Origin of the sequence: Streptomyces sp. NPDC056486, from assembly GCF_042795295.1 — a bacterium.
Taxonomy (GTDB): Bacteria; Actinomycetota; Actinomycetes; order Streptomycetales; family Streptomycetaceae; genus Streptomyces.
In genome coordinates this window covers 63,642-78,291 of the sequence record NZ_JBHTSF010000025.1, presented here as the reverse complement: position 1 = coordinate 78,291, position 14,650 = coordinate 63,642, and the positions used below count along the sequence as shown (strand labels likewise).

Below are 14,650 nucleotides of genomic sequence, written 5' to 3'. Positions count from 1 at the left end.
GGAAAAACCCGCGCGAAGCGCGGACCGGTAGGTGGCGACCACCGACGTCCACCGCCGGGTCGCAGCCGAAGAACAAGCCCCAACCCACCCACAGCACCACCACATCGCCGGGCAATCGGGCTGGCGGGTGGGGAAAAACCCGCGCGAAGCGCGGAAAGGCGGTCGGCCCCACCCCGGGGCACCCCCATTCCGCCACCCCCAGCGGGAGCTCAGGAGTGGCCGAGATCCTCCCCCGCCCCCACCAACGTCACCGACCCCGAGTCGGCCGCGGGCCGCAGGGGCAGGACGTCCACCCGGGTCTCGTCCAGGACCGGCGCGGCAGGCCGCGTCGGTGTCGGCATCACGGCCGCCTCCGAATGGCCCCCGCAGCCGTACGCGAGGGACACGACATGCCCGTCCGCAGGACCGAACTCATTCGCGCACACCCCGAACGCCTGCCCGAGCGATCCGCCAATCGGGGCAAGGAAGCCACAGCTGACGCACGATGCGGGCGCCGCCTGCGCCATCGCCGTCTTCGCGCCGTGCGACTCCTCCCAGCGATCGGCCGCGGCATGCAGCCCGTAGCGGGAAAGGACGCGCGCCCTGCGCATACCGAGCTCGTCCGCGATCGCGGCGATCGAGCCACGCGCGGGCGCCGACGGCAGCTCGGCGGGCGGGCCCTCGGTGATCTCGGCGTCCTCCGCCTCGACCAGCTCCGCCATCTCCTCCGAGAACACGGAGTTCGGCGGCGGCTCCTCCTCGCCGGAGAATCCGGGTTCGAGGCGCAGGTCCTCGGCGTCGGTCGGAAGGAGGTCCCCGGGACCCATGTCGCCGGGGCGGAGCCGCTCGCTCCAGGGCACCCACTCGGGGGCGAGGAGCGCGTCGGGCCCAGGAAGCAGCACCGTCTCGTCGAGCGTGACGATCTTGCCGCGCGAGGCGCGGGCCACCGTCACCGCCCAGCGCCAGCCCCGGTAGCCGAAGTCCTTGCACTCGAACAGGTGCGTGACGACGCGGTCGCCCTCGACCACGACCTCCACATGCTCACCGACCACACCGGGTGCGGCGGTCTCCTCGGCCGCTTCCCTGGCCAGTCCCACCGCCTCGGCGCACAGGCGGTCGGGAGTACGCGGGGTACGCGGGGTACGGCTTCGCGTTGTCGCTGCGCTCACAGGTATCGCTTCTCCATTACGCCGTCTCACGAGTGCGCCACCCATACGCGGGGGTGCGGACGGAGCGGACCGGAGGGCCGCGTCGACGTCCGCGCCCGAACGTCCTCGGGCGCACCTACGTCATCCATTCTGCGGGATGACCGAGAGGCGCGCGGCCAAGAACAACCGCCGCAGGCGCGCTACGCACGCTACCTTCTCCTGGCCCCTGGGCCTACACCGGCGTGCCCGCACCCTGCATCGGGGCCCCAGGTCGTTGCCGCTTCGTTGCCGCTTCGCGGCGGTTTTCCCGCTCACCCACCCGATTGCCCAGAACCGCCCCGCAGCGGATTTCCGATCCCCCGCCCGATTGCCCCACAGCGTATGCGCACTAGTACACGCCTTTAAGGGGCACTATGACGAGGTGGCTGCCGCGCGGTTGTCGTCCCAGGGAGTGAGCAGCGGACGTCGCCCGGTGCTCAACCGGGCCGCCCGCTGGATCGGTCGCGCCCTGCACCTGCCCTTCACCGGCACGGCCCGCGGTATCCGCAAGGCCACGCACGCGCACGGTGCGGGCGAGTCGGGGCTCGGCAAGCTCATCGAACTGCACGCCGTGAACGGCGCGGGCGACGTGATGATCACCATCGCGCTCGCCTCGACCGTCTTCTTCTCCGTGCCGACGGACGAGGCCCGCGGCCGTGTCGCCCTCTATCTCGCCATCACCATGGCGCCCTTCACTCTCCTCGCCCCCGTCATCGGCCCCCTCCTCGACCGCCTCCCCCACGGCCGCCGCTACGCCATGGCCGCCGCGATGCTGGCCCGCGCCCTGCTCGCCCTGCTCCTCTCCGAAGCGGTGATCACCGGGAGTCTGGAGCTCTATCCCGCCGCGCTCGGTGTCCTGGTCGCGTCCAAGGCGTACGGAGTCGTACGGAGCGCCGTGGTGCCCCGGCTGCTGCCCAGAGGCTTCTCTCTGGTCAAAGCCAATTCGAGAGTCACGCTCGGCGGGCTGCTCGCGACGGGGATCGCGGCCCCCGTCGGCGCGGGACTACAGGCGCTCGGGCCGCGCTGGCCGCTGTACGGCGCCTTCGTCATCTTCATCGTCGGGATGCTCCTTTCCCTCTCCCTGCCGTCCAAGGTCGACTCGGCGAAGGGCGAGCACAAGGCACTGCTCGCGGCCGACGAGGAGCATCTGCATCTGCACGCCCGTGTCGAAGCCGCGACGGACACGTCCAAGAAGCGGCGCCTCGGCCTGCGTACGGTCGGACCCGCCGTCACGCACGCCCTCACCGCGAACGCGTCACTGCGCTGTCTCTCCGGCTTCCTCATCTTCTTCCTCGCCTTCCTGCTTCGCGAGGAACCGCTCGGCGGCCAGAGCGCCGCCGTGTCCCTGGGGATAGTGGGAGTCGCGGCCGGAGCGGGCAACGCGCTCGGCACCGCTGTCGGCGCGGGCCTGAGATCGCGGGCGCCCGAGGTCATCATCGTGACCGTCGTCGGCGTGGCCCTCGGCGTGGCGATCACCGCGGCGGTGTTCTTCGGAGCGGTGGGCGTCGCCTGTCTGGGCGCGGTGGCGGGCTTCGCGCAGGCCATGTCGAAGCTGTCCCTGGACGCGCTGATCCAGCGGGACGTACCGGAAGAGGTGCGGACCTCCGCCTTCGCCCGTTCGGAGACCATCCTTCAGGTGGCGTGGGTGGTGGGCGGCGGAATCGGCATGGCCCTGCCGCTGATCGGGTCACTGGGGCTTTCGGTGGCCGCGGCGATCGTCGCCATCGGCTGGCTGTCGACGGCGCGGGGCCTGCTCTCGGCGGCCCGGCACGGCGGGAAGCGGCGGCCGCGAGTGGCATGAGTCCGGCAACGTGAGTGGCGTGAGCCCGACAAATCAAGAGGGGCGGCACGCCGCGACCCCCACGTGGCGAGACGGCACGGGGTGCCCGATAGCCTTCGCCCATGACCTCCCTGCTCCGCGGCGGAGCCGCACTCGTTCACAGCTCGGCGCGCCGTCGCCGTTCCGTGGCCGCCATTGGCGCTGTCTCCGCCGGACTCCTCGTCCTGTCGGCCTGCGACAAGCCGACGCCCCTCGCCACCGTCACGGTCGGCAGCGACTCGGTGAACACCGAGGCCTCCTGCTACAACGACGGCAAGGAGCTCGATCAGTCCCAGCTGCAGGGCTGCCTCAAGGACACGGACGTCAAGTCCATCAAGGTCGACCCCGACGAGAAGGTCCGCTTCGGCGTCGACCCCGAGGTCGCCGAGAAGGGCTGGACGCTCCTGATGAACGGTCAGCCGCTCACCGAGGCCAGCAAGAAGACGTACGTCGTCATCCCCGGCAGCGTCTTCTTCAACCAGCAGTACGGCGGCGGCTCCAAGTCGACCACCGTCAGCCTGCTCGAGGGCGGCAAGGGCTCGACCGCCAAGGCGACGGGCCTGTGGTCGTTCAAGCTCAAGAAGGACTCCTGACCACGTCCTCCCCCGGTGGCGCTCGCGCCCCTCGCGTACTGGTGGCCACCGCCGTCCCCGCCGAACGGGACGCGGTGGCTGACCGGCTGCCTCCGCACGCCGACGCCGTCGCTGTCGGCGTCGGCCCCGCGGCCGCCGCCGCGCACACCGCGGCAGCCCTCGCGCGCGGCCCGTACGACCTCGTGATCTCCGCCGGAATCGGCGGCGGCTTCAAGCCCGACGCGGCCATCGGCTCCCTCGTGCTCGCCGAAGAGATCACCGTGGCCGATCTGGGTGCCGAGACGCCCGACGGTTTCCTGCCCGTAACCGAACTCGGGTTCGGTGCCGTCACCCACCTGCCGCCCCTTTCCCTCGTACGGGAAATGGCCGCTGCCTGCGGCGCTCTCACCGGCACCGTCCTGACCGTCTCCACCGTGACCGGCTCCGCCGAGCGCGCCGCCGAGCTGCGGCGACGCCATCCGCGGGCGCTCGCCGAGGCGATGGAGGGATTCGGCGTCGCCGAGGCCGCCGCCGCGTACGCACTGCCCGTCCTGGAGATTCGCGCGATCTCCAACGCCGTCGGACCGCGGGACCGCGGAGCCTGGCGGATCGGCGAGGCCCTCGGCGCGCTGGGAGGCGCGTTCGGGAAATTCGCGCCCGTACTGGAGAGTTGGAAACGGCATGACTGAATCGCCCACGCAGGACGCGAACCCGGACTCGGACCTGAACCCGGATCTGGACTCCTTGCAGATCGCTTACTCGCCCTGCCCCAACGACACGTTCGTCTTCGACGCCTGGGCCCACGGCCGGGTGCCCGGCGCGCCCGCGGTCGATGTGACGTTCGCCGACATCCACATCACCAACGGCATGGCCGAGCGCGGCGAGTTCGACATGCTGAAGGTGTCGTACGCCGTTCTGCCCTGGGTCCTCGACGAGTACGCCCTGCTGCCGTGCGGCGGGGCCCTTGGACGCGGCTGCGGTCCGCTGGTCCTCACCCGGGAGGCCGGGGTCGACCTCACCGGCAAGACCGTCGCGGTGCCGAGCGAGAAGTCGACGGCGTACCTGCTGTTCCGGCTCTGGGCCGCGGACACCCTGGCCGGTGGTGACGTGGGCGAGATCGTGGTGCTGCCCTTCGACCAGATCATGCCCGCGGTGCGGGACGGCAAGGTCGACGCGGGGCTCGTCATCCACGAGGCGCGCTTCACCTATCAGAACTACGGACTCAACTGCCTTGCCGACATGGGCGAGCACTGGGAGAAGACGACGGGCCTGCCCATCCCCCTCGGCGCGATCATCGCCAAGCGGTCCCTCGGCGAAGAGCGTCTGCGGCAGCTCGCGGACACCGTGCGAACGTCGGTGCGGATGGCCTGGGACGACCCCGAGGCCTCGCGTCCCTATGTGCAGGAGCACGCGCAGGAGATGGACCCGGCCGTCGCCGACCAGCACATCGGTCTGTACGTGAACGAGTTCACGGCCGACCTGGGCGAGAACGGCTACGCGGCGATCCGCGGACTCCTCACGCGAGCGGCGGCGGAGGGACTCGTACCGCCCCTCGCGCCCGACGCACTCTCCTTCAGCCGATAATTCGGCCGGTAATTAGGCCGGTATCCACACGTCCGGCGGCCGGTATCTACACGTCCGGCGGCCGGTGTCTACACGTCCAGTTGGTCGGCGACCGCACGCAGCAGGCCCGCGATCTTCGCGCCCGACGCCTTGTCGGGGTAGCGCCCCTTCTCCAGCATCGGCGTGATGTTCTCCAGGACCGTCGTCAAGTCCTGGACGATGGACGCCAGTTCGTCGGGCTTGCGCCGCTGGGCGGCGGCCACGGACGGCGTCGGGTCGAGGATCGCCACCGACAGTGCCTGGTCACCGCGCTGGCCCGCCACTACGCCGAACTCGACGCGCTGGCCGGGCTTGAGTGTGTCGACACCTGCGGGCAGTACGGAGGAGTGCACGAAGACGTCGCCGCCGTCATCGCGGGAGAGAAAGCCGAAGCCCTTCTCGCTGTTGAACCACTTGACCTTGCCGGTAGGCACGTGAAGTCCTCGTCCTCGTACTTGTCGTCGTACGCGTCTATGCCGCGGAAAACGGCTCTGGATAGCACTACAGCGGGTCGCCCGACCCGCCGGAACCAAGAATATTGGTCCGGGGGCCGGTGACAAGACGTCCCCGGATTCTTCCTTCGGGCTGGGAACTACCCTGGTCGGGTGCGTGACAAAACCCAAGCGAATTCCGCCGGACCGGGCGATGGCCTGGTCCGTACCGGAGCGATCGTCTTCTTCGTCGGAGCCGTGGCCACTCTGGTCACGGTGGCCCCACTGTTCCTCGGCACCGACCCCTTCCCATCCATCGCATACGCGGTGTGCATGCTGATGGGCGTCGGATTCATCATCGCCGTGGCGGGAGTGCTGCGCGGTATCGCCGTCCAGCGCCGCCAGGCGAAATCGGCGGCCACTTAGCGGCGGTCGGCTCCGGCACCCGCGACGTACGCGTCGAGCCAGGCCGGGAACTCCGTCAGGTCGGTGAGCACGGCGTCCGCGCCCGCCGCGCGCAGTTCCGCTGCGTCGCACGGACCGGTCGCCACCGCGACGGAGAGCGCGCCCGCCGTACGCGCGCCGCGTACATCACCGGTGTGGTCACCGACGTACACCGCCGCGTCGTACTCGCGCAGCGCGTCCGCCTTCGCCTCGGCCCACAGCCAGCCGATCACCGCGTCCGCCTCGATGCCCAGGTGCGCCAGGTGGAGCTTCGCGTTCGGCTCGTGCTTGGCGGTCACCACGATCGCCCGGCCGCCGTGGGAGCGCACGGCCGCGACCGCCTCGCGGGCGCCGGGCATCGCGAGCGTGGGGGCGATGGCGTATGTGGGATAGATCTCACGGTAGCGATCACCCATCTCCTGGATCCGCTCCTCGGGGAACCAGTTGCGCAGCTCCTGCTCCAGGGGCGGGCCGAGCCGGGTGATGGCGAGATCGGCGTCTATGTACGTTCCCGTCTCGGCGGACAGGGCCCGGTAGGCCTCCCTGATGCCGGGCCGGGAGTCGATCAGGGTCATGTCGAGGTCGAAGCCGACCGTCAGAGCGCGTGAGGTGGTCATATGGCCATTGTGCAGAGGCCCGACGGCCGGGGCCGGGGGCCAGGGGCGCCCCCTTAGACTTAGCCAAGCCTTACCGCGCCTTCTCCTGCTTCTTACTGCGCCCGCTCAGCCCTACTGAACCGAAACGAGCTCAGCCGATGCGTGTGCCAGCCAGACGCGCTGTCGCGATGACGGCGGCCGTCGTGGCCCTGCTGCTCGCGGTCCTGTTCAGCCTCTCCGTCGGCGCCCGCGCGATCGCGCCGTCCGCCGTCATCGACGCACTCCTGCACGGCGGGCACAGCGACGCCGCCGAGGTCATCCGCGAGATGCGGGTGCCGCGCACGCTCATCGGCCTGATGGTCGGCGCCGCGCTCGCCCTCGCCGGCACGGTCCTGCAGGGCATCACCCGCAACCCCATCGCCGACCCCGGCATCCTCGGCGTCAGCCAGGGCGCGTCGGTGGGCGTGGTCATGGCCATCGCGTTCGCGGGGGTGCACACCCTGACCGGGTACGTCTGGTACGCCTTCGTCGGCGCGGGCATCGCGTCCGTCGCGGTGTACGCGATCGCCGCGAGCGGGCGGGGCGGGGCGACCCCCGTGAAGCTCGCCCTGGGCGGCGCCGCGATCAACGCGCTCCTGGTGTCCCTGACCACCGCGGTCCTCACCACCAAGGCATCGGCCCTGGACGAGTTCCGCTTCTGGCAGGTGGGCTCGCTCTCCGGGCGCGATGCGGAGATCGTCGGGCAGATCTGGCCGTTCCTGCTCGTGGGGCTGATTCTTGTGCTGTCCGTGGCCCGGGGGCTCGATGCGCTCGCCCTCGGCGAGGACGTGGCCAAGGGGCTCGGGCAGAAGGTCGCGACCGTGCGGATCGTCGGGGGGCTCGGGGCGACCGTGCTCACGGGGGCGGGCGTCGCCGCCGCCGGGCCCATCGCATTCATCGGGCTCGCGGTCCCGCATATCGCTCGCGCGATCGTGGGCAGTGATCATCGCTGGGTGCTTCCTCTGGCCGCTGTCCTTGGGCCTGTGATGCTGCTCGTCTCCGACACCGTGGGGCGGGTCATCTTTCCGCCCAGTGAGGTGCCTGCCGGGGTGATGACCGCGCTCATCGGGGTGCCGTTCCTTGTCACCCTGGTGCGCCGGAAGGCGGTTGCCGCGTGATGTCCGTTGCCTCTGAACCGCCGCTTCGCGGCGGAGGTCTCCCACCCACCCACCCGACTCGCCGCATCAAGCCCGCCGGGTACACCGTGCTTCGGGTTCGCCGGGTTGCCTTCCTGCTGCACCGCCGGGCGGCGGTAGCAGCGGTGAGCCTCGCTCTGCTCCTTGCCGCCTCCTGCCTCGCCTACCTCTGCGTCGGCGAAGCCTTCGTCCCGCCCGGTGAAGTCCTGAAGGTCCTGACGGGGCAGCCGTCACCCGACGAGCTGGTCGTGGGAACGCTGCGCGAACCCCGCCTGGTCGTCGGTCTCCTCGTCGGCGCCGCCTTCGGCGTCGCGGGCGGCCTCATCCAGACCGTCGCCCGCAACCCGCTGGCCAGTCCCGACATCATCGGCATCAGCCAGGGTGCGAGCGCCCTGACCGTGGGTGCGATGACCCTCGGGGTCACCTCGGCCAGCGTCCTGCCCTACCTCTCGGTGCTCGGCGGTATCGCCGCCGCCGCTCTCGTGTACGTCTTCGCCTGGCGCGGCGGCCTGCACGCCACCCGCTTCGTGCTCATCGGCATCGGCTTCGCGATCGCCCTGCGGTCCATCACCACGCTCTTCATGACCAAGGGCGACTATCTCGTCGCCCAGCAGGCGCAGATCTGGATGACGGGCTCGCTCAACGGCCGCGGCTGGGCGGAGGCCGGGCCGCTCTCCCTGACCCTGCTCGTCCTGCTCCCGTTCGTGTTCTGGGCCGCCCGCACCCAGCGCTCGGTGACCATGGACGACGACACGGCGACCGCGCTCGGGGTGCGCCTTGGGCACGTACGTCTCGGTCTCGTCCTGCTCGGCGTCGTCCTCGCCTCCGTGGCGACCGGCGCCGCGGGGCCCGTCGACTTCGTGGCGCTGCTCGCCCCGCAGATCGCCCGCAGGATCACCCGTACCGCACAGATCCCGCTGCTCTGCTCGGCGCTGCTCGGTTCGCTGATCATGGTCGTCGCGGACCTGCTCGCCCGCCGCCTCTTCTCGCCGACCGAGCTGCCGGTCGGGGTTCTCACGGCGGCCGTCGGAGCCCCGTACCTGATCTGGCTGATCGTCCGAAGCCACGGCGCCCGGCCCGGCAGCCGTTCCGTACGCAATGGAGGCACCTCGTGACCGCCGCCCGCCTCAGCGCCCGCGAGCTGACCCTCGCCTACGAGGACCGCGAAGTCGTGCACGAGCTCGACCTCGCGGTGCCCGACGGCAAGGTCACCGTCATCGTCGGCCCCAACGCCTGCGGGAAGTCGACGACCCTGCGCGCCCTCGGCCGCCTCCTCAAGCCCAAGAGCGGCGCGGTCCTGCTCGACGGCGACGCGCTCGCCAAGTTGCCGACCAAGAAGATCGCCCAGCAGGTCGGGCTGCTCCCGCAGACGCCGGTCGCGCCCGAGGCGATCACCGTCGCCGACCTCGTCGCGCGCGGACGCCAGCCGCATCAGCACTGGTGGCAGCAGTGGTCCGACGAGGACGAGCGGGCTGTGACGGAGGCGATGGAACGTACCGACGTCGCCGCGCTCGCCGAACGGTCCGTGGACGAACTCTCGGGCGGTCAGCGCCAGCGGGTGTGGATCGCGATGGCCATCGCGCAGGAGACGGACATCCTGCTCCTGGACGAGCCGACGACGTATCTGGACATCGCGCACCAGGTGGAAGTGCTCGACCTGGTGCGGCAGTTGGCCGCGCCCACCGAGGAGGGCGAGCGGGGGCGGACCGTGGTCGTGGTCCTGCACGACCTCAACCAGGCCGCCCGGTACGCCGATCACCTCGTCGCCATGAAGACGGGCCGGATCGTCGCCGAGGGCGCACCCGCCGATGTCGTCACCGAGGATCTCGTGCGCGAGGTGTTCGGTCTGGAGTGTGTGGTGGTACCGGACCCGGTGACGGGGTCGCCCCTGGTCGTCCCGGGGGCTCCGTGGGTCGCTCGATCGCGCCCGCAGCCCTCGTCCGACCGGAAGGTGGCCCCCAAACCATGACCGCCAGGACCAGTTCAGTGAATCGCCGCCGTGCCCTCGCCGCGGGGGCCCTCACCCTCGGCGGCGCGCTCGCGCTCTCCGCCTGCGGCTCGTCGGACTCCTCCGACAGCTCCGGCTCGGGGTCGGGCTCGGACTCGGGCAGGACGCGCGTCGTCAAGACCGCCATGGGAGACGTGAAGGTCCCTGTCTCCCCCAAGCGTGTCGTCGTCCTCGACACGGCCGAGCTGGACTCAGCGATCACGCTGGGCGTGCGGCCGGTCGGCTCCACGCACGTCGAGGCGTCATCGGGCTTCCCCGGCTATCTGCCCAAGGACAAGGTCAGCGGCATCGAGGACGTCGGCGAGATGCTGAACCCGAACATGGAGGCCGTCGCGGCCCTCAAGCCGGACGTCATCCTCACCAGCAAGATCCGGCACGCCGCGAAGTACGACCAGCTCAAGCAGATCGCGCCGACCGTGATGACGGAGAACACCGGCTACCCCTGGAAGCAGAACTTCCAGGTGCACGCCGACGCGCTGGGCAAGAAGGCCGAGGCGAAGAAGGTCGTCGCCGACTACGACGCGCACGCCGGGAAAGTCACCGCTGCCGTCGGCGGCCCGGAGAAGGCCGGGGCGACGAAGGTCAACGTCGTCCGCTTCGTGGAGGGCGCGGACATCCGCATCTACGGCGAGCGGACGTACATCGCCACGCTCCTCAAGGACGTGGGTCTCGGCCGTCCGGCCATCGCGGCCAAGGCCAAGGACGGCTTCTCGTACGACGTGTCGCCCGAGAAGATCGACCTCGCCGACGCGGACGTCATCTTCCGGTCCACGTACGGCGACCCGAAGAAGGCCAAGCAGTCGCAGACCGTCGGCAGCAGCCTGTGGAAGAACATGGACGCGGTGCGGAAGGGCCACGTCCACACCGTCGACGACGAGCTGTGGATCCAGGGCATCGGTTACACGGCGGCGAACAAGATCCTGGACGAGATGCGGACGGATCTCACGCAGCAGTAGTTGCAGCAGCAGTAGTAGTAGTAGTAGTCGCAGCAGTAATTACTGTCGCCGCTGCGATCTCCACAAGAGGTAGAGCGCGGAGGCGACGGCCGCGCCGCGTACCACCCACGGCCCGGTCTCGGCGATCGCGTCGCTCATGTGGCCGTCGACGATGGGAGCGCCCCAGCGGCGTTCGCTCCTGCCCCACAACCAGGTGATGCCGGCCGCCAAGGAGAGCACCGGCAGACCGATGACGGCCCACTTCGCCTCGGCGCGGCTCAGCCTGCGCGAGGTGTAGGCGAGGAGCCAGCCGCCGCCGAGGGCCAGCCAGTTGCCGAGGACGGCGCCGACGACGAGGAGTGCCGCGGCGAGCATGAGGAGGGGGTTGGTGAAGCGGGGTGCGGCCGGGGCCACGGCTGCCGCCGTGGGGCGGCGGATACGGATGCGGCGGCGCCGCGTGGCGGCGGGCTCGTCCTCTTCCTCCCACTCCTCTTCGTCTTCCTCTTCCTCGTCCTCCCCCTCTTCCTCCTCCGCCTCTTTCTTTTCGAGGCGCTTCTTCGGCGGGGGCTTGAGGATCTCCGGGATCTCTACGCCGCCGGTGAAGCCCGGCACGCTGTCGGCGAGGCCGAACGGGCTGCTGTCCGTCCGCCACCAGTCGGGCTCGGAGCCGCTCTCACCGAGCTCGTCCGTGCCCGCGAGGTGCGGCGGCGAAGGTCCGGGGTCCTCCTCGGGCAGCTCCGGCTTCTCCGCCGCAGGGCGGGGGCGGGGAACCACGCGGCGCAGGCGCTTGGGGCGTTCCTTCGGCTCCTGCGGTTCGTTCGGTTCCTTCGGTTCCTTCAGTTCCTGGGTGCGCTGGGTGCGCTGGGTGGGGACGGCGGAGCCCGCAGCTTCGACCAGGTCCTCGGGGCTGCCGATGCGGTCGAGGATGCGGCGTATCGCTGCCGGGCTGTCGGCCGTGGTCTTCGCCCGGCTCCGGTCGATCTCGTTCCGCAGCTCGGAGACCAGACGCATGCGGGTGCCTGACGGCAGTTGGCGCTGCTGAGCCAGGTCGCCGACGCGGCTCAGATAGTCGAAGACGAGCTGATCGCTCTCGATCCCCACGAAGTCCCCTCCGGGGCGGCCCCGTTGAAGACCCGCCCGTTGTACCCGGTAGGTCGACGGTATCGCGTCCGCCGGAGACCGGGGCCCGGGGGACGCGACGCGACCGTACGGACATCCGGCGCGGCCCCGCCCCGCAACCGGAGCAACACCGCAACCCGACCCGCTACGGTGAGCGTGATGAGCACCGACGAGCAGCCCCAGCGCCCAGCGGACACCCCCCGGTCCCTCGCCGAGGCACTCCGCTCCCGTGACGACGCGTCGCTCGGCGCGCTGCTCCGAGCCCGCCCCGATCTGCTCACGCCGGTCCCGAACGACCTCACCCAGCTCGCCACCCGCGCGGCCACCCGCGCCTCCGTGGTCCGCGCCCTCGAACGGCTCGACCGGTTCTCCCAGCAGGTCGCCGAGGCGCTCGCCGTGGCCCCGGAACCCGCGACGTACAAAGAGCTGCACGCACTCGTCGCCGGAGACGAGGGAGACGGGGGAAGCGAAGTGGGCACGGGAGGCGCGGGGGGCGCGGGAAGCAGCGCCGTCGTGGACGCGGCGCTCGGCCGTGCCCTGGCCACCCTCCGCGAGCAGGCCCTCATCTGGGGCGCCGACGACCGCCTCCGCCTGGTCCGCACCGCACGCGAACTCCTCGCCCCCGCCCCTCAGTACCCCTCGCCCACCGGTCTCGGCCCGACCGTCGCCGAGGCCACCGCGGGCATGTCGCCGAACCGTATGCAGGACATCGTGGCGGCGGCCGGGCTCCCCTCCACCCACGACGCGGTCTCCGCGGTGCGCTCGCTCACCGAACTCTTCACGGACCGCACGCGGATGTCCGCGCTCCTCGACGAGGCCCCCGCCGAGTCCGTCGAGGTGCTCTCGCGGCTCGTCTGGGGCCCGCCGTACGGCCAGGTGACCGCCGATCCGGCGCGCCACCTGCGCTGGCTCCTGGACCGCGGCCTGCTGCTCCCGACCTCGCCCGGCACGGTCGTCCTCTCCCGCGAGGCCGCCCTGCATCTGCGCGCGGGCCGCGCGCACCGGGTGCTCGAACCGATGCCGCCGGCCGTCGAGGCGCTGCGCGAACACCGTCCACAGGCTGTGGACGCGGCGGCGGCGAGCCAGGCGTACATGGCGCTCGACACCGTCGAGGAGCTCCTGAAGGACTGGGACGAGGGCGGCCCCACGGTCCTTCGCGCGGGCGGCCTGAGCGTGCGCGACCTGAAACGGACGGCGGTGGCCCTCGACGTACCGGAGCCGGTGGCGGCGTTCTGGGTCGAACTTGCCTACGCGGCCGGTCTCGTGGCATCCGACGGCGATGCGGAAGAGCGGTACGCGGCGACACCCGCGTACGACGACTGGCAGGAGCTGCCCGCCGCCCAGCGCTGGTCGGTCCTCGCCACGGCCTGGCTGACGGCGACCCGCACGTCGGGCCTGATCGGCGGCCGCGACGGCAAGGACCGCACCCTGTCGGCGCTCGGCCCGCACCTGGACCGCTCGTCGGCGCCGGAGATCCGGCACCGGGTGCTCACGCTCCTCACCACCCTGCCGGACGGCGCGAGCCCGACACCCGGATCGGTGCTTGCGCGCCTGCGGTGGGAGCGACCGCCGCGGGGATCGGCCGGGGGCGGCGCGTCCGCGGGCGGTGTGTCTTCCGGACTCTCGTCCGGCGGAGCGCCCATGGAACTGCGGGCCCGGATCGCCCAATGGACCCTGAACGAGGCGGAGTTGCTCGGCATCACGGGGCGCGGGGCGCTGTCCGCGCACGGGCGGGCACTGCTCGGCTCCGAGAGCGGTGAGGGTTCAGCAGAGGCAGGAGCGGAGGCGGGCGGCGTCCACCCCTCCCCCGCCGAACTCGCCGCGTACGGCGCACGCGCCGCCAGGCTCCTCGCGCCGCAGCTCCCCGAGCCGCTCGACCACGTCCTTCTGCAGGCCGACCTCACGGCCGTGGCCCCGGGCCCCCTCGATCGGCCCCTGGCCGAGACCCTCTCCGTGCTCGCCGACGTCGAGTCGAAGGGCGGGGCGACCGTGTACCGCTTCACGCCCGGCTCCGTGCGGCGGGCACTCGACGCGGGGAAGTCCGCGTCCGACCTGCACGCCTTCCTCGCCGCGCACTCCCGCACGCCGGTTCCGCAGCCCCTCGCGTACCTCATCGACGACGTCGCCCGTAAGCACGGCCACCTGCGGATCGGCGCCGCATCCGCGTACGTCCGCTGCGACGACGAGGCGCTCCTGAACGAGATCCTCGTCGACAAGCGCTCCCAGGGCCTGCGCCTGCGCCGTCTCGCGCCGACCGTGCTCGCCGCCCAGGCCGACCCCGGTGCGCTCCTCGAAGGCCTGCGCGGGATGGGCTTCGCGCCCGCAGCGGAGAGCGCCGAGGGAGACGTACTGATCACGCGGGCGCACGCCCACCGCTCGCCGCCCCGCACCCCGCCCGAGCCGGTCCACGACGGCCCGCCGCTCGCCGACTCCACCCTGACCGGCGCGGCCGTACGCGCCATCCGCGCGGGCGACCTGGCATCGACCGCCCCCCGCAAGGCGACCCCCGAGGCGGGCGACGCGCTGCCCCGCACGACGGCGGCTGAGACCCTCGCCACGATGCAGGCCGCGGTCCTGACCAACGAGGCGGTCTGGATCGGCTACGTGAACGCCGAGGGCTCCGCCAGCCAGCGCGTGATCGCCCCGATCCGGGTGGAGGGCGGCTTCGTGACGGCGTACGACCACACGGCGGACGAGGTCAGGACGTATCCCCTGCACCGCGTCACGGGGGTCGCGGAACTGGCTGACGACTGAGCCCGGCTACTGAGGCAGGAACGTATTCG

14 protein-coding genes are annotated in these 14,650 nt (G+C 71.6%); 10 read left to right on the top strand and 4 right to left on the bottom strand.

The genetic code is table 11. The features are described from left to right. Positions 1–209: 209 nt before the first annotated feature. Positions 210–1,148 (bottom strand): DUF3027 domain-containing protein, encoded by a 939-nt coding sequence (locus tag ACFQ7F_RS13555; protein ID WP_383269980.1) that lies wholly within the window; start codon positions 1,146–1,148, stop codon positions 210–212. Between the two features lie 415 nt (positions 1,149–1,563). On the opposite strand from ACFQ7F_RS13555, the gene ACFQ7F_RS13550 reads away from it, so the two are divergent. From ACFQ7F_RS13550 to ACFQ7F_RS13535, 4 genes are all read left to right on the top strand, one after another. Then, positions 1,564–2,967 (top strand): MFS transporter, encoded by a 1,404-nt coding sequence (locus ACFQ7F_RS13550; protein WP_383269986.1) that lies wholly within the window; start codon positions 1,564–1,566, stop codon positions 2,965–2,967. A 101-nt stretch (positions 2,968–3,068) separates the two neighbouring features. Continuing rightward, the gene (locus ACFQ7F_RS13545) at positions 3,069–3,578 is read left to right on the top strand and encodes a DUF2771 domain-containing protein (RefSeq protein ID WP_383269979.1); all 510 of its coding nucleotides are present in this window, start codon (positions 3,069–3,071) and stop codon (positions 3,576–3,578) included. Further along, a complete protein-coding gene (locus tag ACFQ7F_RS13540) occupies positions 3,548–4,246 on the top strand; it encodes a futalosine hydrolase (RefSeq protein WP_383269978.1) in 699 nt (232 codons plus the stop codon). The genes ACFQ7F_RS13545 and ACFQ7F_RS13540 overlap by 31 nt, the downstream gene beginning before the upstream one ends. Further along, positions 4,239–5,141 (top strand): 1,4-dihydroxy-6-naphthoate synthase, encoded by a 903-nt coding sequence (locus ACFQ7F_RS13535; protein WP_383269977.1) that lies wholly within the window; start codon positions 4,239–4,241, stop codon positions 5,139–5,141. Before ACFQ7F_RS13540 ends, ACFQ7F_RS13535 begins: the two co-directional genes overlap by 8 nt. A 68-nt stretch (positions 5,142–5,209) precedes the next feature. Here ACFQ7F_RS13535 and ACFQ7F_RS13530 read toward each other — a convergent pair whose 3' ends face one another. Then, on the bottom strand, positions 5,210–5,593 hold the full coding sequence (locus tag ACFQ7F_RS13530; protein WP_383269975.1) for a cold-shock protein: 384 nt from the start codon (positions 5,591–5,593) through the stop codon (positions 5,210–5,212). A 171-nt stretch (positions 5,594–5,764) separates the two neighbouring features. Between ACFQ7F_RS13530 and ACFQ7F_RS13525 the strand changes: the two genes are divergently transcribed. Next, positions 5,765–6,016, top strand: a complete 252-nt coding sequence (locus ACFQ7F_RS13525) for a hypothetical protein (protein ID WP_383269973.1) — start codon at positions 5,765–5,767, stop codon at positions 6,014–6,016. Here the strand turns inward: ACFQ7F_RS13525 and ACFQ7F_RS13520 are convergent. Beyond that, on the bottom strand, positions 6,013–6,651 hold the full coding sequence (locus tag ACFQ7F_RS13520; RefSeq protein ID WP_383269971.1) for an HAD family hydrolase: 639 nt from the start codon (positions 6,649–6,651) through the stop codon (positions 6,013–6,015). The genes ACFQ7F_RS13525 and ACFQ7F_RS13520 overlap by 4 nt on opposite strands. A 137-nt stretch (positions 6,652–6,788) precedes the next feature. On the opposite strand from ACFQ7F_RS13520, the gene ACFQ7F_RS13515 reads away from it, so the two are divergent. The 4 genes from ACFQ7F_RS13515 (at position 6,789) to ACFQ7F_RS13500 (ending at position 10,769) form a co-directional block, all read left to right on the top strand. Beyond that, the gene (locus ACFQ7F_RS13515; RefSeq protein ID WP_383269969.1) at positions 6,789–7,787 is read left to right on the top strand and encodes a FecCD family ABC transporter permease; all 999 of its coding nucleotides are present in this window, start codon (positions 6,789–6,791) and stop codon (positions 7,785–7,787) included. A 143-nt stretch (positions 7,788–7,930) separates the two neighbouring features. Then, positions 7,931–8,920 carry a FecCD family ABC transporter permease gene (locus ACFQ7F_RS13510; RefSeq protein ID WP_383269968.1) on the top strand — a complete coding sequence of 330 codons (990 nt, stop codon included), beginning with the start codon at positions 7,931–7,933 and terminating at the stop codon, positions 8,918–8,920. After that, entirely contained in the window at positions 8,917–9,774 is an 858-nt protein-coding gene (locus ACFQ7F_RS13505) for an ABC transporter ATP-binding protein (protein ID WP_383269967.1), read from the top strand. Before ACFQ7F_RS13510 ends, ACFQ7F_RS13505 begins: the two co-directional genes overlap by 4 nt. Beyond that, positions 9,771–10,769: an ABC transporter substrate-binding protein gene (locus ACFQ7F_RS13500; protein ID WP_383269965.1), complete on the top strand. Its 999-nt coding sequence runs from the start codon at positions 9,771–9,773 to the stop codon at positions 10,767–10,769. Before ACFQ7F_RS13505 ends, ACFQ7F_RS13500 begins: the two co-directional genes overlap by 4 nt. Before the next feature lie 39 nt (positions 10,770–10,808). Here ACFQ7F_RS13500 and ACFQ7F_RS13495 read toward each other — a convergent pair whose 3' ends face one another. Next, positions 10,809–11,849 carry a hypothetical protein gene (locus tag ACFQ7F_RS13495; protein ID WP_383269964.1) on the bottom strand — a complete coding sequence of 347 codons (1,041 nt, stop codon included), beginning with the start codon at positions 11,847–11,849 and terminating at the stop codon, positions 10,809–10,811. Positions 11,850–12,026: 177 nt separating this feature from the next. On the opposite strand from ACFQ7F_RS13495, the gene ACFQ7F_RS13490 reads away from it, so the two are divergent. Further along, complete coding sequence (locus ACFQ7F_RS13490) at positions 12,027–14,621, top strand: helicase-associated domain-containing protein (RefSeq protein WP_383269962.1); 2,595 nt, start codon at positions 12,027–12,029, stop codon at positions 14,619–14,621. Positions 14,622–14,650: the final 29 nt, after the last annotated feature.